The sequence below is a fragment of the Beijerinckia sp. L45 genome (genome assembly GCF_009765775.1).
In the GTDB taxonomy this organism is placed as follows: Bacteria; Pseudomonadota; Alphaproteobacteria; order Rhizobiales; family Beijerinckiaceae; genus RH-AL1.
Genome location: NZ_LMUU01000027.1, coordinates 52,122 through 73,745, shown reverse-complemented (window position 1 = coordinate 73,745; position 21,624 = coordinate 52,122). Strand labels below are relative to the sequence as shown.

At 60.8% G+C, this 21,624-nt stretch carries 19 protein-coding genes; 14 read left to right on the top strand and 5 right to left on the bottom strand.

Annotated features, from left to right (window positions below; translation table 11 throughout):
• Positions 1–332 precede the first annotated feature (332 nt).
• The 3 genes from GSQ79_RS01940 to GSQ79_RS01930 all read right to left on the bottom strand — a co-directional run bounded on the left by GSQ79_RS01940 (position 333) and on the right by GSQ79_RS01930 (position 4,166).
• Positions 333–2,048, bottom strand: coding sequence for an asparaginase domain-containing protein (locus GSQ79_RS01940; RefSeq protein WP_158807048.1), 1,716 nt, complete (start codon positions 2,046–2,048; stop codon positions 333–335).
• 164 nt (positions 2,049–2,212) lie between these two features.
• A complete protein-coding gene (locus GSQ79_RS01935; protein WP_158807047.1) occupies positions 2,213–2,632 on the bottom strand; it encodes a RidA family protein in 420 nt (139 codons plus the stop codon).
• 19 nt (positions 2,633–2,651) lie between these two features.
• Positions 2,652–4,166 carry a PLP-dependent aminotransferase family protein gene (locus GSQ79_RS01930; RefSeq protein ID WP_246725039.1) on the bottom strand — a complete coding sequence of 505 codons (1,515 nt, stop codon included), beginning with the start codon at positions 4,164–4,166 and terminating at the stop codon, positions 2,652–2,654.
• Positions 4,167–4,341: 175 nt separating this feature from the next.
• Here GSQ79_RS01930 and GSQ79_RS01925 point away from each other — a divergent pair, with 175 nt between their 5' ends.
• From GSQ79_RS01925 to GSQ79_RS01915, 3 genes are all read left to right on the top strand, one after another.
• A complete protein-coding gene (locus tag GSQ79_RS01925) occupies positions 4,342–5,160 on the top strand; it encodes an ABC transporter ATP-binding protein (RefSeq protein ID WP_158807045.1) in 819 nt (272 codons plus the stop codon).
• Between the two features lie 167 nt (positions 5,161–5,327).
• The gene (locus GSQ79_RS01920; RefSeq protein WP_158807044.1) at positions 5,328–5,969 is read left to right on the top strand and encodes an ABC transporter permease; all 642 of its coding nucleotides are present in this window, start codon (positions 5,328–5,330) and stop codon (positions 5,967–5,969) included.
• 37 nt (positions 5,970–6,006) lie between these two features.
• Positions 6,007–7,032 (top strand): ABC transporter substrate-binding protein, encoded by a 1,026-nt coding sequence (locus tag GSQ79_RS01915; RefSeq protein ID WP_158807043.1) that lies wholly within the window; start codon positions 6,007–6,009, stop codon positions 7,030–7,032.
• Between the two features lie 7 nt (positions 7,033–7,039).
• Here the strand turns inward: GSQ79_RS01915 and GSQ79_RS01910 are convergent, their stop codons facing one another.
• A complete protein-coding gene (locus GSQ79_RS01910) occupies positions 7,040–7,243 on the bottom strand; it encodes a hypothetical protein (RefSeq protein ID WP_158807042.1) in 204 nt (67 codons plus the stop codon).
• On the opposite strand from GSQ79_RS01910, the gene GSQ79_RS01905 reads away from it, so the two are divergent.
• From GSQ79_RS01905 to GSQ79_RS01855, 11 genes are all read left to right on the top strand, one after another.
• Positions 7,214–8,458 (top strand): dihydroorotase family protein, encoded by a 1,245-nt coding sequence (locus GSQ79_RS01905; protein ID WP_158807041.1) that lies wholly within the window; start codon positions 7,214–7,216, stop codon positions 8,456–8,458. The two genes, GSQ79_RS01910 and GSQ79_RS01905, sit on opposite strands and share 30 nt — an antisense overlap.
• Complete coding sequence (locus GSQ79_RS01900; protein ID WP_158807040.1) at positions 8,455–9,399, top strand: MBL fold metallo-hydrolase; 945 nt, start codon at positions 8,455–8,457, stop codon at positions 9,397–9,399. Before GSQ79_RS01905 ends, GSQ79_RS01900 begins: the two co-directional genes overlap by 4 nt.
• A 49-nt stretch (positions 9,400–9,448) precedes the next feature.
• Positions 9,449–10,429 carry an ABC transporter substrate-binding protein gene (locus GSQ79_RS01895; protein WP_158807039.1) on the top strand — a complete coding sequence of 327 codons (981 nt, stop codon included), beginning with the start codon at positions 9,449–9,451 and terminating at the stop codon, positions 10,427–10,429.
• On the top strand, positions 10,392–11,375 hold the full coding sequence (locus GSQ79_RS01890; protein WP_158807038.1) for an ABC transporter substrate-binding protein: 984 nt from the start codon (positions 10,392–10,394) through the stop codon (positions 11,373–11,375). The genes GSQ79_RS01895 and GSQ79_RS01890 overlap by 38 nt, the downstream gene beginning before the upstream one ends.
• A gap of 84 nt (positions 11,376–11,459) precedes the next feature.
• Complete coding sequence (locus tag GSQ79_RS01885; RefSeq protein ID WP_158807037.1) at positions 11,460–12,320, top strand: fumarylacetoacetate hydrolase family protein; 861 nt, start codon at positions 11,460–11,462, stop codon at positions 12,318–12,320.
• Positions 12,321–12,504: 184 nt separating this feature from the next.
• Positions 12,505–13,995 (top strand): amidase, encoded by a 1,491-nt coding sequence (locus GSQ79_RS01880; protein WP_158807036.1) that lies wholly within the window; start codon positions 12,505–12,507, stop codon positions 13,993–13,995.
• Positions 13,996–14,132: 137 nt separating this feature from the next.
• Positions 14,133–14,912, top strand: coding sequence for a DUF3891 family protein (locus GSQ79_RS01875; protein ID WP_158807035.1), 780 nt, complete (start codon positions 14,133–14,135; stop codon positions 14,910–14,912).
• 27 nt (positions 14,913–14,939) lie between these two features.
• A complete protein-coding gene (locus GSQ79_RS01870) occupies positions 14,940–15,887 on the top strand; it encodes a hypothetical protein (RefSeq protein WP_158807034.1) in 948 nt (315 codons plus the stop codon).
• Positions 15,888–16,059: 172 nt separating this feature from the next.
• The gene (locus GSQ79_RS01865) at positions 16,060–16,449 is read left to right on the top strand and encodes a hypothetical protein (RefSeq protein WP_158807033.1); all 390 of its coding nucleotides are present in this window, start codon (positions 16,060–16,062) and stop codon (positions 16,447–16,449) included.
• Between the two features lie 55 nt (positions 16,450–16,504).
• Entirely contained in the window at positions 16,505–19,888 is a 3,384-nt protein-coding gene (locus GSQ79_RS01860; RefSeq protein ID WP_158807032.1) for a molybdopterin-dependent oxidoreductase, read from the top strand.
• A 52-nt stretch (positions 19,889–19,940) separates the two neighbouring features.
• Positions 19,941–20,621, top strand: coding sequence for a GntR family transcriptional regulator (locus tag GSQ79_RS01855; protein ID WP_158807031.1), 681 nt, complete (start codon positions 19,941–19,943; stop codon positions 20,619–20,621).
• Positions 20,622–20,675: 54 nt separating this feature from the next.
• Here GSQ79_RS01855 and GSQ79_RS01850 read toward each other — a convergent pair whose 3' ends face one another.
• Positions 20,676–21,539 (bottom strand): hypothetical protein, encoded by an 864-nt coding sequence (locus tag GSQ79_RS01850; protein WP_210252986.1) that lies wholly within the window; start codon positions 21,537–21,539, stop codon positions 20,676–20,678.
• Positions 21,540–21,624 lie beyond the last annotated feature (85 nt).

The window sequence follows — 21,624 nt, the reverse complement described above, 5'->3', positions numbered from 1 at the left end:
GGTGGTCATCTCCGAACAAATCCGACGGGAGCATCCGAGCCGATCTTGCATAGTGCTCTGCGCTTGTCTCCGGCCCTCCCTCGTTTCTAATTCAAGGCACGATATTCATCGCGTCCAAGAGGATCTACGCGGGAGTCATGTGCCAACGCTGTCGGCATGATGGCCAAAGAGGCTTATCGCCATTCCACGCAGCGTCGATGAATCGTTCAACCCGCTGCGCAGGCAATAAGCCTTTGCGCGAGGTCTCAGACTGTCACGACGTCCGCAGCCCGCTCCAGGATCCGCACCTTCACCGAATGTCACTCAGCGGCGTGACCGGCCGCGGCACGGTTTCAGTGCGTGTGAAAAACCGCCTGATATTGCGCCACTTTCGCGCGAATGGCGGTCATTTCTTGCTCAGTCGGGCAAAGCGGGTCCACGGCTGGCGGGAAGCTTCCGAACTTCATGAGGCAGGCCATGAGCAGAAGGCGTGCCTTCGTAGCCGTGAGATTGGATGCCGCAATTTGCAGGGGATGAGGATCGGCAAAGCCTTCCGGAGCCCCGCGACCGACCTTGCAAACCGGGATCCCGGACAATGTCGCCTGAAGCATCAATGTGTGCCGCGCGCTTGAGGCGCCGTGGCCGTAGGGCGAAAGGCCTTCGACGACGAAGCCGGTCAGTCGGCCCATCCCCAGCTTGTGTTCGATGGAGGCCTTGAGATCCGCTTCCAACGAGGGATCGTCACCAAACTCGAGTGTCGAATAAGCGCCGTCCTTGGCGATGGACACCACCGGGATCGCGTCTGCTGCAAGTTTCCCTTCCGCATCCTTGATGGTGACTTCGGTCAAGTCCAACGTGCCATCCGGACGTCGAACGACAGCTTGAGTCGTCGTCGGTAACCGATTGATGTTAACGTCGGAGAGATAGGTATGCTTGTACGCTGGCAGGTATGTGAGGATGAGCGCGCCGAGGTGCGTCACTTGTCCCAGAATGCCCCCATGCCCCCCCAAGGCTGCATAGCCACCAGGGCGGGCGTCGACCTTGGCGACCTCGCGCGCCGCAAAGATCTGCTGTTCCTGAATCACAACGGTCGCGCACTTGTTGCGCCCCGCGTCGTCCGCCCAGATCCGTGACGCGATGTATTGCACCGAGTCGACGATGTTCTTAGGCCCGTCATTGCTGATCTGACCCTGTGGGCGCTGGGCTGCGTTTCCGCAAATCGGCAGCGTGGTGTCAATGAGGAGGTTGAACCAATAGGCGGTCTCTTCGACCATGGGTGAACCCTGGGTCCAAATGATGCCGTCGTAGTGTCCGCTCGATGCCACGTCATGCAGCGCATTGGTGATCGTTGCCAGTAACGGCCGCGGTCCCTGCGATGCGAGATGAATCGGCTTGTAAGGAAAGAAGTCTCGTCCTCTGATCTCGGGGGAAATGCCGCCAACGCCTTCGTCGGTGCGACGCGCGGCAGGCATGCCCTTGGTGTAGCCGCCAGGCGCGCCCGCGCGGAAGAAGTCCACCGTCGCCAAGGACGAGATCAGGTTGCCAAGACCATCAGGCCCGATCGAAAGGCGATCGATTTCTTCGAAAGATCGGGACCCATCGGGAAAGAACCCCTGACGTGCGTTGGCGCTGGGCGCCCCGGGCGTAGCGCACTCTTCCTCCCAAGGTCGTCCGTCCGCCTGCACAGCCATATAGGGTAATGGATAAAGTCCATCCTCCGGGCGAAGCTGTACTTCATACACAGCCTTGTCCGCGTCGCTTTGCCTGTCAGCCCGAAAGACGCCGTCGGATCCGATATAGCCATCGGGCGCACCGTATAAATCGGCCGCATCGGACTCTAGCGGATGGGCTGAAAATTGCTCGACATAAACCCGTGCGGGCGCGGCAAGCCGCTGAGGCCGAAGCGCATCGAAAGTCGCCGTTGAGCCGTCGGCGTTGAGACGAAGCGGCAGCCCACGAACTTCTCGTGCCTTGTTGGACGTGACGAGTGGTGGCGTGTTTTGAATGGTTGCCGTCGGGCCGGACACGTGGGCGATGCGCGTCTTATCGAGCCGGTCTGTCTCAAGCATCAGTCGAGGTCCCTAAATCGGTCGGCGATGGTCGCGTGCCGTCTTGATGATCACGGCGAGACATCCGCCGGGCTCTCGGGCGCATTGCCCCGGGACGCCAGCCTTTTGGGCAAACCGCACTGCCCGCATCAACGCAGTCACTGCGGCGCCATCCATTGCAAGCTCTAGCTTTTGCTCAGGGCGTGACTTTTGATCCAAGCAGTCGCTTCGATCTCGACAAGAAGATCGTCACGCATGACTTCCGCGCGGAAACACGTGCTGATAGGCGGCTCGACCGCAAAGTATTCCGCACGTACCTTATTCATCCGCTTATATTCGGATGGATTTTTCAACATGATGACGACCTTGAAGATATCAGCCATCGTGCCGCCCGCCGCCTCCACGCAGGAGCGGATGTTGTCCAAGGTCAAGCGGGTTTGTTCTTCGATCGTGTCCGGAATCGCGCGCTCGTAATAGTCGCCGCTGATATGGCTCAGCGCCGTAGTGCCTGCAATGTGGAGTTGATCGCCGATGAGGATCGCCCTGGAGAATGGCCCAACGGCCTCCGCCATCCCTTTCGGCTGTATGATCGTCTTGACTGTCATGAAGGACCTCTCGATTGACTCAGGTATAAATGAGGCTTCGTTCGCGCCGTGGGGACAGTAAGTCGCGAACCACGGCACACAGACGATCGACGCCCTCGAAGAACTGCGCCTCAGGTACGAGCCCGAAGCTGACGCGGATGGCCTGCCGATCCGGCTTCGATACGAAGAAGATTTCGCCAGGCACGAAAGCGACACCGCGTTGGACGGCACGATAGTAAAGCTCCGAACTATCGGCGTGATCGGGCAACGTAATCCAAAGGCTCAGGCCGCCAAGCGGCTTCTCGACTGCCACGCCCGGCGGAAGGGTCTCGATGAGCTTGGCATGCAAGACGTCCATGCGCTCGGCATAGCTTGCTCGCGCATGGTCGATCAAAGCCTCGTAGTGACCTTTCTCGAGGAAATAGGCGAGGGCCTCCTGCAACACGGCGGCTCCGTGCAGATCGTTCGCCGCCCTACAATTAAGGACCGCATGACGTAGACGTGGCGGCACCGCAAGGAAGCCCAGCCGCTGACCCGGCAAGATGATCTTGCCGAAACTGTAGGCAAAAAACACGAGGTCGTCCGGGCCGGCTAGCGCGGCGATAGACGGCACACGCCGATCGGGGGGGCACCATTCCGACGCGTGATCATCCTCGATGATAGCGACGTCATATCGTCGAGCAAGCGCCAGCAACGCGCGGCGCTTGCTCTCGCTCATCGTCTGACCGGTCGGGTTCTGAATCGTCGGATTGACATAGATCAGCCGCACGGTGTGACGGTTCAAGAGATCCTCGAGCGCGCCGAGATCCATGCCGCCGCCCTCAAGAGGCACTTCGAGGATCTGCGCCGACGCTTCGCGTAGCGCATTGAACACGCCATAATAGCCTGGTCGCTCGACCACCGCGACGTCGCCGGGCCGGATGAGAGCGCGGACTGCGAGATCAATAGCCTGCTGCGCACCCGACGTGACGACGATGTTTTCGGAATCGACCCGCATGTCGCGCCGCTCGAGAAAGCGCGAGATCTCTCGACGGGTTGACGCCCGTCCGATCGGAGGCTCGTACTGGAAGCAGCCCTCGAGGTCGCGATTCACGGCGAGACGCAGGCAGGACCGGAACTCTTCGATCACGTCCGCGCCGACAAGAGGATAGTTTGACGTGAACGAGATCACGCCGGGAGCCCGACTGAGCTCGTAGAGACGATCGGCGAGCAGCGGCCGATAGGCCCCTGCAACGCTCGGAGACCGTATCGGCCCATCCTGCAAGCCAGGCTTGCAAATGAAGGTCCCGCCGCCGCGGCGCCCCTTCGCAATGCCAAGCACTGCCAATTCTGCGTAGGCGCGTGCAACGGTGATCTGATTGACCTTCAGATGCCCGGCAAGCGCGCGCACAGGCGGCAGCCTATCTCCCGGTGCGAACGTCCCCCGGTTAACGAGCGTCCGAATATGGTCTCGCAACTGGATGAAAAGCGGACCGCCGACGTGGCGGGTCAAAGCGAGATCAATATCGCGCGCCGTCGACACCCATGGACTGCATTTGGTCGTCAAGAGACGCATCCTAGAACTTGTGCGTATGTTTGTACTGGCCTGCTGGCCTCTGCGCAACCTCGCATTTCCACCATGGTGCTTATGGTGGGGCTCTCCGCACTCAAGATAGCGGATTGACAGCCCGCCGCACCCATGTGACCTTCGCGATAGATACAAGGCTATTTGTATCGCTCTGGACACGCACATGCTCGCTCCGGCTCAACCAGGCGTCTTACCCGCGACCGTTCCGCTTCTCACGATGCGCGATGTCGGTAAGACCTATAATATTCGCGGCAAGCGAACGTCCGCGGTGGACAACCTGTCCTTGGACGTCGCGCCCGGCGAATTCGTATCGATCGTCGGACCATCCGGTTGTGGCAAAAGCACTTTGATGATGATGGCCTCCGGCCTGATTCACTCGAGCTCGGGCGAGATCCACATCAAGCAGTCGCGTATCACGGCACCTCACGTCGACATTGGCATCGTCTTTCAGCGCGACGCTCTTCTCGACTGGCGGACGGTTCTCGAAAACATCCTGCTGCAGATCGATGTGCGCAGGCTCAAACGCGGTGATTATCGCGAACGCGCTGTGGCAATGCTTGCAAGCGTTGGACTGGCCGGCTTCGAGAACGCATATCCGCGCGAACTGTCCGGCGGAATGCGCCAGCGGGTTTCGCTATGTCGCGCCCTCATCCACAATCCGTCCTTGATTCTGATGGATGAGCCGTTTGGCGCACTGGATGCGATGACACGCGAGCAGATGAATCTCGATCTGCAAAAATTATGGATTCAAAACAAGACGACCATGCTTTTCATCACGCACAGCATATGGGAGTCGGTCTTCCTGTCCGATCGTGTGATCATCATGAGCCCGCGACCCGGCCGCATTGCCGCGGAGATCCAGATCGATCTTCCGCGACCGCGCAAACTCGCCGTCCGCGAGAGCGCGGAGTTCGGGGCCTATTCGGCGAAAATTCGCGAAAAGTTCCAGTCCTTCGGCCTTCTTGCAGAAGACGATCAATGAAGCTTTCCCTCACGCCGACCGACGCCGACGAGCGCCGTCTCGAGATCCCAGGCTACCTTTATTCGATCGCTGCGGTCGTCGCTTTGACGCTGCTTTGGGAAGCCTTCGTCCGATACGGGGCGATCAGTCCACTTCTGCTCCCCGCGCCGTCGCAAATCCTTCTATCGATGATCAAGAACTTCTCGCTCATCATGTACATGAGTGTTGTCACGCTGCTCGAGATTCTTCTTGGCTTCGGTCTGGCCGTCGTTGTGGGACTACCGCTTGGGGCGCTGATTGTTTTCTCACGCGTCGCGCGTCTCACGGTCTATCCCATCCTGGTTGGACTACAGACTATCCCGAAGCCTGCATTGGCGCCGATCATCATCGTATGGATCGGAACGGGATTGACGTCCAAAGCGCTCATCGCATTTGCAATCGCCTTCTTTCCGATTGTCGTCGATACGGTGATTGGCCTGAAATCTGCTCAGATCGAGACGATCTATCTTGCTCGCTCCATGGGCGCCAATATCTTCCAGATCTATCGCTATATCCGCTTTCCGAACGCGCTCCCCGCCATTTTCGGTGGGCTAAAGGTCGCGAGCACGCTGGCCGTGGTAGGCGCCATCGTTGGTGAATTCGTCAGCGCAGACAAAGGCCTCGGCTACCTCGTACTCGTCGCGAACGGCGACCTCGACACGAAACTTGTATTTGCCTGCGTCCTGATGCTGACCCTCATGGGTCTCGTCTTTTACTACGCAATCGAGGGGCTCGAGGCTCTCGTCCTCCATTGGCGCGTTTCGGACGATGGAACCGGCAGCGGCCACTGAGCGCGAAATCAGAGTTTGTCATAGAAAGGGCAGCGTTTTGACCAGTGATATGACTTCTTCAGCGACGGCGCTCTCGCGGCGCTCTCTCTTCCGTTGTACTGCAGGCGCCGGACTTGCGCTCGTTGCCTCGCCGCTGCCGCTGCGCGCGTCGCCATTGAAGAAGATCAACTTCCAGCTCGACTGGATCGCCTACGGTCGGCACGTCCCATATTATCTGGCGCGCGAGCTCGGCTTTTACGCGTCGGCCGGTCTCGACGTGAATATCGAACAAGGCACCGGTGCCATACCGGGCTTCCGATATCTCGCCGCGGACCGCGCGCAATTCGTGTTTCAAGACATCGGATCGATGCTGGCCGTCCGGAACCGCGACGGGCTGAAAATGAAAGCTGTTTCCTGTGTCTACCAGAAGGCGCCGCATACGGCCTTCTTCATCGAGGATAGAGGCATCAAGGCACCTGCCGACCTCGCCGGCAAAAAGGTCGCGTACTCGCCTGGCAACTCGCCGAAGGTGATGTTCCCGGCATTCGCGGCGGCTCAGAACATCCCGGATACGATCTCATGGCTGGCTGCCGATCCCAACTCGCTCAACTCTCTTCTCCTGACGCATCAAGCCGACTCCATCCTGACGTACATATTTACGAAGCCCATATTGCAGAAGTCGGCACGCGGCGGCGACAAGATCGGCAGCTATCTGTATTCCGAGAATGGTGCGGACTTTTACGGTAACGGCATCATTGCGATGGAAGCCTATATCGAGAGCAACCCCGATGTTGTCCGTGGTTTCCTCGAGGCGACGCGAAAGGGTTTTGAGCAGACTTGGGCCGATCCGAAACGCGCGGTCGAGGTGATGATGAAGTATCAGCCTCAGCTTGACCCGGCCGTCGCTCTCGAGGAAATCGATTTGCTCTCGAAGTTGTGCGTCAGCGCGGACAGCACGAAGCTCGGTTTCGGCATCATTACCCGAGACAAAATGAAAACGACGTCGGAACTCGTCTCGAAGTACATGGGCGTTCAAAGCACCGGGCCTATCGATGAGGCCTTCACAAACGCATTCCGGATATAGGTGGTCCTCAAACGTGGGCACGCAAAAGAAGTTCGATCTCCTCGTCGCTGGAGGGACGCTCGTCATCCCTGGCACGGGCGTCGTTAAGGCGGATGTCGGAATCTCGAATGGACGCGTTCGCGCCATCGGGGACGATCTCGGTGCGGCGGAGGAGACAGTCGATGCGGCTGGCAAGCTTGTCTTGCCGGGCGTCTTCGATCCACACGTTCACATCGGCATCGAACGCTCGTTCGAAGAGGAAGCGGAAACGGAAACACGCGCCGCCTTGATTGGGGGCGTGACGACGATCGGTATCTTCCTTCGTTCCGCATCGAAGTCCTATCTGGACGACCTGCCGGGCTTCCGTTCTGCGATGGACGAGCGAAGCTATGTCGACTCGATCTTTCATCCCCAGATCTTCACGCGAGAGCAAATTGCCGAGATTCCGCTTTATGCGGAGAACTATGGAATTCGCTCTTTCAAATTCTACATGTCAGGTCTTCCCGGCGTCGTCGATTCGATCACGGACGACTTGCTTCTGGAAGGGTTTCGCACCGTTGCGGCACTCGGCCCGGATGCGGTCACGTGTGTTCATTGTGAGAACGGTGCGCTTGTCGATCAAGCGCGGGCGTCGCTCAAGCAGCGCCGTAGCGGTGGCACCCTCGCCGATTGGGCAGAGGCGCATCCGCCTGAAGCGGAAGCGCTAGCGATCCAGACCGCGGCCTTTCTGGCGAGGCTTGCCGGCGCGCATCTCTATGTCGTGCATCTGTCAAGCCTCGATGGAATGGCCGCAGTCAAAGCGGCGCGTCAGGCCGGAACTCGACTGACCGTCGAAACGACAACGCCATACCTTGGTCTGACGAGCGACGACTCGAATGGCTTTCTAATTAAAATGGTGCCGCCGATCCGCGCGAAAGCTCATGGCGATGCGCTGTGGTTCGGCGTCGCAGACGCGACGATCGACACCGTTGGCACGGATAATACGTCACGGTCGCTGTCAACCAAGCGCCCCGAAGCGGGCTTGCACGGGTCCAAGCCCGGGCTTCCGGCCCTGGGCACACATCTGCCTGTACTTCTCCATTACGGTCGTCTTCGCGGTATTCCTCTGGAGGTTCTCGTCGACTGTGCAACCCGTGCGCCCGCGACTGTTTATGGAATCTATCCCCAAAAGGGGACGATCGCGATTGGAAGCGATGCGGATCTTGTCCTTGTCGACCCGGATCTCGAGCGAGTGGTCAACGCGACCGATCTTAACGGCATGTCCGACTTCTCACCGTTTCAAGGCAAGACGCTCAGAGGATGGCCTGTCATGACCATCAAGGGTGGTACGATCGCTGTCCGCGACGGACGCCTCGTCGCCCCCTCCGCAGGTCGATACCTGCCGCGTCCGGCGCGCGGCAATGCGGCATGCGGCCGTCTGACTCCTGATAGCGCATTGACACCATGATCCATTCGCCAATGGTTTCGCAACCAACTGCGTCCCTTGTCCCCGTCGCCGATGGCGTTTTTGCCTGGATCGGCCGGGGCGGCGACTCCAATGCCGGGGTCATCGATACGCCGACGGGGCTGATCGTGATCGATGCGCAGCAAACAGCGGCGCAAGGGAAGTCATTTCGGCAATTCGTGGAGCACGAGTTGCAGAAGCCGGTAAGGCGCCTGATCAACACCCATTTCCATCTCGATCATGTCGCGGGGAACGTCGCGTTCTCCGACGTCGCCACTATCGCTCACGAACGCACCGTCCAGACTCTTCATGATACATTGGGCGTCCCGAGTGACTCGGGTTGGGAAGTCAGTGACTCCATTACCAAGCTGAAGCTCTTCTTTGGTTTCAACATCGAGGATCTGCTCGCGACGGACGACGTAGGCTCGGCTTGGTTCATGAACCGCGTCAGCGGACCCGGCTATGACAATATTTCGATTTGCCCACCCACGGAGTCCTTCGCCGACCGATATGCTTTGCAAGCCGGCAAGGACATAGTGCGGTGCGAGTATTGGGGGGCAGCGCATTGCGATGGCGACCTGGTGGTGCATCTACCTCGAGCCAAGGTCGTTTTCTTGGGCGATCTCCTGTTCGTTGGGCGCTTCCCTTGGTTTGGCGACTGCGATCTTGAAGGTTGGGTGGAGCGCCTCGACAGGGTCCTCCAGATGGACGTCGAGACTGTGATCCCTGGTCACGGGCCGCCTTCGACCCTACGGGAGGTGGCCGTCTTCCGGGACCTGCTGTTGGAAACCCACCTTGCTGTGCGTTCGGCCGTTCGCCGTGGGCTTTCGGAAGATGCAACGGTGGCGGAAGTCGTTCTTCCGCAATTTGCGTCCATGCCGCGCTACGACGCTTGGATGCCGTTCAATTTGCGTGCGACTTACCGCATGCTGCGCGCGGCATGATGTTTCGTTCGTTCCTCTATCGAACCCGTTGCGGTCGTGGGGATCGGCCGTGACACAGTTGACCTTATCGCTGGCGTGCGCTGCGTATGATCGCGTGCAGCCGATCCTGGATGGCCGCGTTCGTGTGCGCGGTTGCAGCATCGAGCCTCATTCGATGCTGCCGGATGAAATCTTTGCGCGGACTTACAGTACGCAGGACTTCGATATCACGGAGCTGTCGGCGAGCTCCCACATCATTGCATGTGCGCGGGGCGATAGCCCCTATGTAGCGGTTCCCATCTTTGTCTCGCGGACGTTTCGCCACTCGGCTTTCTATATTCGCACCGATCGTGGCATCGAATCGCCGAGTGATCTACGGGGGAAGCTGATCGGTGTTCCTCAATATCAACAGACAGCGGCACTATGGGCACGCGGCATTCTTGCGGATGAATTCGGCGTGTGTCCGCAAGACGTTGCTTGGCGCAGCGGTGGTTTGAACGAGGCCGGATCGTCCGAGCGAATTGCGGTCATTCCAAAGGGTATCGACCTCGGCCAAATCCCGGCGGGATCGACGTTGTCGACGATGCTTGCAAACGGCGTGCTCGACGCCGTCATCGCTTCACGTCCGCCTCGATGTTTCGAGGACAGGACACCAAACGTTCGACGCCTGTTTCACGACTCCCGCGCCGACGAGGAGGCCTATTTCCAAAAGACACGGCTCTTTCCGATCATGCATCTTGTCGGAATCCGACGGACCCTGGTTGCCGATCATCCATGGCTTCCCGAGGCGGTTTTCGAGGCGTTTGAGCAAGCCCGCCTTCTGGCCTTGCGGCAGCTTCGCTACGCAGGGGCGTATTACGCGACGCTTCCCTGGCTTCCCGACGAACTGGCGCGAACCGAAGCCGTGATGGGCCGCGACTTCTGGACCTACGGCGTCAAGGGAAACCGACACGAGATCGAAGCGATGCTTCGCTGGTCCGAAGAGCAGGGCCTCATAGCGAAACCGCTACGACTTGACGAGCTTTTCGCGAGCTCCTGTCTCGACACGTGACCACCGAATATGGATCTCTATGACAATGAGCAGAACGCGTGTCGCCACAAAAGTCTTTCCGGGGCCACAGAACATTGGCCTGTTTGCCGCCGAGGCCCTAGGTCTTTTTGAGCAACGCGGCCTCGACGTTGATATCGCCATCACATCCGGCTCTGACGAACAGCGGAAAAGTCTGCGAGACGGAACGACGCAAATCATGCACTCGGCGGTGGACAACGCCGTCCACATGGCAGTCGTCGATCGCGCCGATGTGGTTATCGTAGCGGGCGGCGGCACCGGGATGAACGACCTGATCGTTCGTCCCGAAATCAGATCCTTCCAGGACATACGGGGAAAGTGCGTCGTGGTCGATGCGGCTGACACCGCTTACGCATTTCTCCTTTACACGATCCTGGCGAAGCACGGACTGGAGCGTGGATCCTATCGCGTGTTGCCGCGCGGCGGGGCACCGCAGCGGCTGGCGGCCATGAATGAGAACGCGGACCATGTCGCCGCGATGCTGAACCCTCCCTGCAGCCTGCAGGCGCAAGTGCAGGGCTATCACAGCTTTGGATCAGCGGTCGATACGGTCGGCCCCTACCAGGGCGATGGCGTCTTCGCGATGCGATCTTGGGCGACATCGAACGCGGAAGCGCTCGTCCAATATCTGTCGGCTTTTGTTTTGGGAACGCGCTGGGCTTTGGCACCGGAGAACCTCGAGGGCTCAATCGGCCTCCTCGGCCAGCGGTTGACGTTGGACCCCGCAATCGCACGGCTCGCGCTTGAAACGTCGCTGAACAGCGACGGTGGCCTGGCGCAGGATGCGCGCTTCGACCCGGTCGGCTTTCGGCAAACATTGGCTATTCGAAACGCATGCGTCGGGTTCCCTGACGGGAAGCCGCCGTCGGCCGAAGCCTTTCTCGATATGACGTATTACGACAAGGCGCTGGTGGCTTTGTCGACATAGCCGTCCGGGTCGATAGAAGCCAAACAAAGAACCCATGAGATCGACGCCATCTGTGCGATCGATGTTCGCGAAGGAAAAACCGAAATGCGCTTATCGTCCTTATCTGTCGCGGGCGTCGAGACGATCGGCCTGCACAAAGATGACGGTGTCTACGATCTGCGGATCGCAAGTCCGGACCTTCCGCAGCGCCTCGATCATCTCATGATGTCCGACGATGGGCTTCAAAGAGCGACGCGCGCCGCCGATCGAATAACGAACGACTGCCGAATGCGCGATGCGTCGGTCGCCTATCTGCCTTTGTTGCGCAACCCCGGAAAGATCATCTGCGTGGGTCGCAACTATGCCGCACACGCGCGGGAGGGCGGTGTCGAACCTCTGGCCTATCCGGATCTCTTCCTACGTTGCTCGACCTCGCTCATCGGCCATGAATGCGCGATGGTTCGGCCCCGGTGCTCGGACAAGCTCGATTACGAGGGCGAATTGGCCTTTGTGATCGGACGCAAGGCGCGCCATGTCCGCGCCGCGGATGCTCACGACTATGTGCTTGGCTATTCCCTGTTCAACGAGGGCACGATCCGCGACTATCAGCGTAAGTCCAGTCAATGGACGATAGGCAAGAACTTCGATGGGACAGGCGCTTTTGGGCCGTTTCTCGTGACCTCTGATGAGCTTCCGAGCGGGGCCGCCGGACTTGAATTGACGACGCGGTTGAACGGTATGGAGATGCAGTCGGGAAACACCGATGATCTGATCTTTCCGGTCGACAAGCTCATTGAAATTTTAACCGAGTGTATGACGCTTGAGCCGGGGGACGTCGTCGTAACAGGAACGCCCTCCGGCGTCGGCTACGCGCGGACTCCCCCAGTATTCTTAAAACCAGGTGATGTCGTCGAGGTCGATATCGAAGGTATGGGCACGCTGCGCAATCATGTTGCCGACGACTAGATCGGCGTCGAGACAGCGCTTCGGCACGCAAGGCAGGCTTCATGCGACAGGCGCATGGATTACGTATCAGCGCTTGCCCCCTGTTTCCAATTGGATGGGCCTGCCACAACAATCCGAACACGTCGTTCAGACCCTCTAAATTAGGCCGGCGCGGTTCGTCGTTTTTAAATGCGGAAGGTTGGCAATGTCCGAACATGCGAAATCCGACCTGATGGAACTTACGATCGCCGATGTGCGGCAGGGACTCGAGACGCGACGATTTACGGCCCGGGGTCTGGTTGACCATTACCTCGATCGCATCGAGACCTACGACCGTAACGGCCCAAGGCTCAACAGCGTTATTTCCCTTAGCGAGACGGTGCGGGACGAGGCAGAGGCTCTCGACCGGACTTTTGCCGAAAGGGGCGCGGTCGGGCCGCTTCATGGCGTGACGTTGCTGGTCAAAGACCAGGTCGATGTCGCGGGGATGCCCACGACGATGGGATCCGTCTTATTTGAGCATCACAGACCGGAGCGCACGAGCTTCGCCCTCGCGAAGTTGAAACGAGCGGGAGCCCTCGTTCTCGGCAAGACGACGCTTGGCGAACTCGGCGCCGGCGATACCCATGGATCCCTCTTCGGATCGACGAAGAATGCCTATGATCCTTTGCGTACGGCCGGCGGATCGTCAGGCGGATCGGGCGCCGCCGTCTCCGCGAATTTCTGTACCGCAGCCATTGGTCAGGAGGGTTTCTCGTCGATCAGGCGACCCGCGGCCTGGAATGGGATCGCCGGAATGCGGCCTACGGCAGGTCTGGTGAGCCGAACCGGCGTCTACGGCGGCTGGCCGGCAATTAACGGTGCCTTGGGTCCGATGGCGCGGAGCGTCAGCGATCTTGCCCAGCTTCTCGATACGATGGTCGGTTATGACGACGCGGATCCGCTGACGGCGATGGGTGCCCGTCGCATAGCACCAAGTTATGCGGCGGGTCTTCATAAGATGGCTCTGAAGGGCGCACGCATCGGAATAATACGCGAGTCTTGCGGCTCTGGTTCAGATCCGTTCAGTGAGGATTTTGCGAAGGTGGATGCGGTCTTTGACCACGCCGTCGAGGAACTCCGGACGGCGGGCTCCACGATCGTCGATCCCATCGTGATCCCCGATCTTAATGCGCTTCTTGCGACGCGGTGCAAATCCGAAACGGAGGACGCCGAAGCGTTCCGTTTCTATGTTGAAGGGTGCAAGACATCCCCCTTCGCCACGCGTGAAGAGGCTATGACATCCGAATTATTCAAGGCGGTTTCGCGAGGCGCGCAGGCACGATGGCGCGTCGTCCATGAGCCGAAGCGGCATCATGCCTACCTTGAGGCCCGCGAGACCCTGATGATCCGCTTGCATCAGGTGATGGCCGCGTATGAGCTTGATGCCATCGTGCACAAGGCTGTCGAGCATCAGCCGACACTGATCGAGGAGGGGATTAATCCTCCCTATCGCGATCAGACGGGTGCGATTCACATAAATACTTTTCTCGTCTACGTGCCATCTGTCGTCGTGCCCTGCGGTTTCACCAGCGACGGCCTGCCTGTGGGGATCACGTTCCTTGGACGTCCTTACGACGACGCCAATATGTTGCGCTACGCGTTTGCCTACGAACAGGCCACGCATCATCGTCGGATTCCGTCCCTGCTCAGTTGAGCAAACAATGCTCTTGCGGATGTACCGCCGGATCGATCAGCTTGCGGAATGTCGGACAATCCGACAGACTGCTTCGGAACATTGTTAATTCTTTGAAAAACACCCGGACCTCGGGTAGCGAAGATTGAGCAGGCATCATGATTGTAAGGACCTCGGCAGACGGCACGCTTATCCTGATCAACCAGACAGATCACGCGAGGCTTGCCGGGCAATTCGCAGCTCACTGGGGCAATTCGACCTTTGAACTTCCCCGAAGGCGTGAATCCTTGCTACGCGCCGCAACCTTTCACGATGCTGGTTGGTCCCGCTACGAGACGGAGCCATCGTACGACGTTGATCGGCAGGCGACGCCGACCTTCTTTCAGGTCCCTAACACAGCCAAGCATCTCGCAGAACATGCGCGGGCGATCTCATGGCTGTCTGGCATCGACCCCTATGCGGGACTCTTGATGAGCATGCATCGGACGGGGCTATGGCGAAATCGTTATGGCGCCGTGAAGACACCTGCGCCGCTAAACAAGCCCTCCACCGAACCTCTCGTTGTTGAATTCATCGAAAAGCACGAACAGATTCAGCGCTCCGTATCGCAAGCCTTTTCCAAGGACGAGATCGCAACCGACTACCAGATGCTGCAGTTCTTCGACGTCTTCTCGCTGGCATTTTGCACTAAGGAATTTCAAGAGGGGACTTTCGAGCTAGTACCGACGGGATACGGCAAAGCGCCGGGCATTGCGTTGCGGATGGAGCTTGTCGAAGAGGGCGTCGTAAAGGTCTCTCCGTTTCCATTCGACGCGGCAGGCCTAAAGGTCGGCTTCCTCTATATGGAGCTCGCGCCAAAGACCTATGCCAGCGAGACCGAATTCAGGATCGCGTACTTCGCGGCGCCGCACAAATATCGAGAATACACCTTTGTATAGTCATCGCACCGTGTGGGACAGCGCACAGTGAGTCTCGAACTGACAGTCGCCTGCGATCGCTTCGAACTGACCCGGGGATTGCGAGACGGCTCTGTCGCGATCGACGGTGTCGCCATGCAATTCTTGCCGGAGATGACGAACGCGGTTCGACACGCGGCTATGGTCGACCGTCTGGCCTTCGACGTATGCGAACTGAACCTGTTCACTTATTTAATCGCCAAGCAGGCCGGCATCGCGATCACTGCGATCCCTGTATTCTTGTTTCGTAAATTCAGGCATGGGAGCATATACGTCGCAACGAGATCAGGTATCGAACACCCTCGACAGCTTCAAGGGGCTCGTATCGCTTGTCCCACCGTGCAGGCTGCCAGCAACATCTGGATTGGTGGGATTCTGAACGACTCGTTTGGGCTTCGACAACGATCGATCGAATGGATTACCGAGCGCGAGGAGCGTGGTCTATTTGCCGGCCCCGGTGATTTGAAGATTCGACCGACTCCCGGGCGACGCGGGATTGACCTTCTCCGTGCCGGCGAGGTCGATGCCCTTTCTACGCCGCAAACCCCGAAGTCTATCATAAGTGGCGACTCTGGCGTTCGCAGGCTGTTTCCAGATTATTGTGCCCGGGAACGGACGTATTTCGATGAGACCGGCATCTTTCCGATCATGCATGTGACGGCGATTCGACAGCGGCTCGTCGACGAACACCCCTGGTTGCCGAAACGACTTCAGGCGGCGTTCGAGTCCTCGAAGCTGCTTTGCTACGAACGGGCCGCGGGTGACAGGACGTTTCCTTTGGCTTGGCTGGAGGCCGCGTGGGTGGATCAAACGAAGGTACTTGGTCGGGACCCGTGGGAGTTCGGTCTTACCCCGTCAAATCGAAACAATTTGTCGACCGCTATGCGCTACGCCGTAGAGCACGGGCTTATCGAAAAAATTCCCGATTTCGCTGATCTCTTTGCCGCGGTCGTTTAGGCTCTGGTGACAGGGCGGGTTCCCGGATCGCGGTGGCGATGATTCAAGCGTGCATCTTGAGCGACGCGCGCATGAGTTGGGGGCGATTTGAGTGCCGCCGAATGGGAAATCATCAGAGCTCTTCCGCCTGAGCGGGACCGGTCAGCACGTCCGGCGGACGATAATCGGGGTCATGTTGAACAGCATGCTTTACGGGCTGCACGGGATGTCCCTGGCGCGCCATGTATGGACGATGTGGCAAGCGAAACGCCATCTGTTTGCGATTCCGGCGCGGGCCGAACAAGAAGGCTGGGATGCGTTGCTGGAAACGCCGGTCGAACTCGGACTGACCGATCAGTGCCAAGATATATCGGGTGGAAGACGCTCGCAGGAAGCAGGCGCAAAAAGAGGGCTTCGGTCGACGCCGCGGCTAGCGGCGGAAGACCTTTTGGTGCACCGGCTACGGCGGCTACGCCGTGCACTGGCAATGCTGATGCTTTGCATGTTCAATGCCTTACAGTGCCTTGACAACCGGCAGGCCGGCTCCCGCATCTGCCCATTTTCCGCGCATGCACTAAAGTGAAAATTGTATAATCTTGCCTTCAACGCTCTGATAACGCACCTTGGGGATCTGTTCTGTGCAGGCGTCCACCTCCGAAACGCGAAGCAAGGGGTATTGCGCACTGTGCAAGTCGCGGTGCGGCGCGATCCTTGTCACCAAAGACGGCCGCTTCATCGGCCAGGAGCCGGATCCCGACCATCCGACAGGACAGGCGCTCTGTATCAAAGGCCGCGCCGCTCCTGAGATCATCTACAACACCGAGCGGCAGCTCCATCCCTTGAAGCGCACCCGCCCGAAAGGGGATCCCGACCCCGGCTGGGTCCGCATTTCTTGGGACGAAGCCCTGACGACCACCGCCGCCGCGCTCGATCGCATCCGCAACGAATCCGGCGCCGAGGCGGTCGCTTTCGGCCTGACGACGCCGAGCGGCACTCCGATCTCCGACAACCTGCGTTGGATCGAGCGCTTCACCAACGCTTTCGGCAGCCCGAACGTCGCCTCGGGCACCGAGATCTGCAACTGGCACAAGGATCACGCGCACGCCTATACCTTCGGGCGCGGGATCGCGTCGCCGGATTTTGAACAATCCGAGTGTATCGTGCTCTGGGGGCATAACCCGAGCGCAACCTGGCTTGACCACGCGACGGCGGCCAGCGCCGCCAAGGCGCGTGGCGCCCGGCTCGTTGTTGTCGACCCCCGTCGGGTGGGGTTCGCGGCCCGCGCGGACCAATGGCTGCGCGTGCGACCTGGCGCCGACGGTGCGCTGGCGTTGGGCATCGCCGGCGAGATGATCCGCAACGGCTGGTACGATGCCGCCTTCGTTCGCGACTGGACCAACGGCCCGCTTCTGGTGCGGGCCGACACCGACCGTTTTTTGCGCGCTGGCGAGCTTTCCGTCCGTCCGCCACAGGCCGAGCCCGACGATCTCGTCGCCTGGAGCGTCCATGGTCCGATCGCCTATTCGCCGACGCTTCGCCTCTATCGGGACGGTGCTACACCCGTTTTGGAACACACCGCGGCGCTTCCGGCATCGGACGGTGGGACGATGGCCTGCCGCACGGCCTTCGGTCTCTATCGCGACCTCTGCGATAGCTATCCGCCGGAACGGGTCGAAGAGGTGGCCTGGGTGCCGGCCGCCCAGGTTCGCGACACCGCCAGGCTGCTCTTCGAGGCGCGCCCGGTAAGCTACTATGCCTGGTCCGGCGTCGGCCAGCACACCAATGCAACCCAGACGGATCGGGCGATCGCAACCCTGATGGCCCTGACCGGCAGTTTCGATGCGCCGGGCGGCAATGTCGACTTCGCCAAGCCCGCCGCGTTCGGCGTCAGCGGCGCGGCCTTCATCTCCGCCAAACAGCGGGCGAAATGCGTCGGCCTGAAAAACTCGGCGCTCGGCCCGGGCCGTAACGGCTGGATCGGTTCCGACGCCTTGTACGACGCCATCCTCGACGCCGATCCCTACCGCATCCAGGCGCTGGTCGGTTTCGGCCGCAACTTCCTCGTCAATCACGCCAACGGCCAGCGCGGGGAACGGGCGCTGGCTGCGCTCGACTTCTACGTTCACGCCGACATCGTGATGACCCCGACGGCTGCCTTCGCCGATATCTTTCTGCCCATCAACACGCCGTGGGAGCGCGATGCCGTCGCCGTAGGCTTCGACGGCAGCCAGCGCGCCAACAACCTCGTCCAATACCGTCAGGCCGCGATCGCGAGCGAGGGCGAATCCCGCTCCGATGGGTTCATCGTCTTCGAACTAGCAAAGCGGCTTGGACTCGGACATCTGTTCTGGGACGGCGACATCGACGCCGCCCTCGATGCGTTGCTCGCGCCCCTCGACCTGTCGCTCGCCGCTCTGCGCGCCAACCCGAGTGGGATCAGCGTCGAAGGCAAACCGCATTATTTCCGCTACCGCACTGATGGGTTCAAAACCCAAACGGGCAAAATCGAAATCTTTTCCGAAGTGTTTCGCGACGCGGGCGAGGACCCGCTGCCGCGCTTCGTCGAGCCGGCGGAAACGCCGATGGGCGCAGCCAGCCGCGAATTCCCACTCGTCCTGACCTCGGCGAAAGTCGTCCATTATTGCCATGGCCAGCATCGGCATGTTGCGTCCCTGCGCCGGCGTTCGCCAGACCCGGAGGTCACGATGCATCCCGATGCTGCAGCAAGCCGCGGCATCGCGGAAGGCGACTGGGTCGACATCTGCACCGCACATGGCCGGGCTCGGATGCGGACCAAGCTCGATAGCGCCTTCGACCCTCGCGTGGTCAGTGCGCAATATGGCTGGTGGCAAGGCAACGCCGCGATCGGACGACCAGCCTTCGACGCGTTCGAGGACACTGGCGCCAATTTCAATCGCCTGATCGCCGACGACCGGTCTGATCCGGTCAGCGGGGCAACGGGGCTGCGCTCCGCGATATGCGACATCGTGCCGATCAAGTCGGGCGCCGCCTGGGCTGGATGGCGCGTCTTCGACCTCGGCGACGCCGTTCGCGAGACCGTGGACATCGTCTCTTTCACCCTGACGTCGGCCGATGGACTCCCGTTGCCGGCGGCGCGTGGCGGTCAGCACATCACCCTCCGTGTGGAAAGTCCCGGCGCGGCGGCACGGGTGCGTTGCTATACGCTGTCGCGCGCAAGCGGCGCTGAGAGCTACCGTATCTCGGTCAAACGGGCGCGCGATGGCGGGCTATCGGACTTGCTGCACGCCGCCGCCCTGCCGCTGCGGGTCTCGGTCATGGCGCCGAAGGGCGGTTTTCATCTCGGCGCTGCGCTGCCCGACCACGATCCGCCGGTGCTGGTCGCATCGGGGATCGGCATCACGCCGCTGCTCGCCATGCTGCACGAGCTTCGTGACAGCAAATGGACCGGACCGGTCCATTTGCTCTACGGCGTCCGCTCTGGCGCGCACTACGCCTTCCGCAGCGAGCTCGGCGTGCTGCAACGCGATCTGCCGCGTCTCACAATCACCAGCTTCTACAGCGCGCCGACGGATGCGGATCGCGCGGCCCGAAATCATCGGGAGGGCCGCATCACGGCCGCCGCCATTCTCGAAGCGGCTGCGCCGGCCTCGCCGATCTACATCTGCGGGCCGCCGGGCATGATCGCGGACGTCACCAGCGGCCTCGAGCGCGCGGGCGTCGCGGCGGATCGCATCCGCCTCGAAGCCTTCGGCCCGTCGAGCCGCGCCGCCGTGCCAAGCGACACGGGACCTCAGGAGGTCCGCCTCGCGCGCTCAGGCGCCGTATTGCAATGGGTGCCCGGCCTGATGTCGATCCTCGATCTCATCGAAGCGGCAGGTATCACGGCATCGAGCGGCTGCCGGACCGGTCAATGCGAAAGCTGTGCGCTGGGCCTCATCAGCGGGACCGTGGCCCACCCCGAAGGGACCGCTAAGCCTGGCGACGGTCGCATCCTGCCCTGCGCCGCCATTCCGCTATCGGCCCTGACCCTCGACATTTGAAAGGCCTGCAGAACTCACGATGGAAACGTCCCGGACGAAGAGGGTTGAGCCGTTGCCAGCCGCGCGCACGCGGGCCGAAAGCCTGCGCCTCAAGCTCGAAGAGGACATCCTGGCCCGCCGCTTCATCCCTGGTGAAAAGCTGGATGAGGAAGCGCTAGGCGAACGCTTCGGCCTGTCGCGAACGCCGGTGCGCGAGGCGTTGAAGGCGCTGACCTCGGGCGGCCTCGTCGAGATCAGGCCGCATCAGGGCGCCTTCGTCGCGACACTCACCGCGCGCGCCATCGTCGAGATGGTCGAGACCATGGCGGTGCTGGAACGGGCTTGCGCGGCCGCCGCGGCCCGACGCCACACGCTCGCCGATCGCAGCACCATCCTGAAGGCCCAGGAGGCCTGCGAAGCGGCTTCGAGCGTGGCCGATCCCAAGGTTTTCTACAAAGCCAATGTCGTGTTTCACGAAACGATCTACCGATCGAGCCAGAACGCGTTTCTCGCGCTTCAGGCCCGATCTTTGCGGCAACGGCTCGAACCCTACCGACGGCAGATCGCATCCCATCCTGGGATGATCGAACGCTCCAACGTCGAACATCGCCGCATCATCGCGGCAGTCTTCGCGATGGACGAGAGCGCGGCGGATGCGGCAATGACCAACCACCTTACGGCGCTGCAGGACACGATCGCATCGATGATCGAGCCGACACCGCCACGCCGCGTCTTAGCCAACCGCAGAGGCTGACCGCGCCCGCGGTGTTGCGCAGGAGCATGCGCGCGCAGCCGGCCGGGCCCGTGATTATGTCCGTTCCTCGACCGCGCTCTGGATCACGGCGACAATGTCGTCGAGAAGGGCGACGTCCTCTCCCGCCATTGCCTCCATTGAGGCCATGCGGCGCGCGACCGTCGCAGTAATCGCTTCTTCGACTGTGTCCTCCGCGTAGGCGAGGTAGATCGTCGCCTTCTCGCCGTCGCGGTGGCAACGTCCCTCGATCTGCGCGAGCTGGATCGCGCTGTGCCGGATATCGTGGACGATCAGTGATCGTATCCGCTCGCCGCCGGGCATCTCGTTTTGATGAAGCGAAATCGACTCCGTCACCGTAAAAACGACGGCGTCGATCGCCCCGGTCTGGAATGCGATCCGCACCGCTTCGTTCACGTCGCCAGTTTGCCGGCCATTAATTTCGCCGATATGCCAGCCGCGGCCCGAGAGCTTCTCGACGAAGGCTGCGCTCGTCTCGAGAAAAGCGACGGAAATCGCGACCTGTTGATCGGCGGCGAGCAGATCCTGCGCGAAGTCGGTGGATCCGGCGATCCGCAACAGGCTGGCCTTCTGCCGGAAGCGAAGATCCGCGGCCCAGCCGGCCGGCCGGCGATGACTGCCGCCGAATAGGCCCCACTCGCGCCGAAACTCGCGCCACGTCGCCTCATATAACCGGCGCTCTGCCGGGGTAAGGGCCGTCGGCGCCAATTCGCGCTGCACCTCTGGCCATCCCGCGATGTCACCGGGCCGGCGCCGCATACCGATGGCGCGTGTGCCTTTGTAGAGCAGGTCCGCCATGACGTCGCAGTCGCGCGCATTCGCGGCCCACGACCAGCTTGTCCAGCGGCCTTTGGCGCGGCCGATGTCAAGGCGTTTCATCAGCTCGCGGAAGTCGGCCAACGTGTCGGCCGGCGCGCCAGCAGCGTAACCCAGAAGCGATCCGAGATAGGACAGCTCGTGCGGCGCCTGGCCGGCGGTGGCGCTC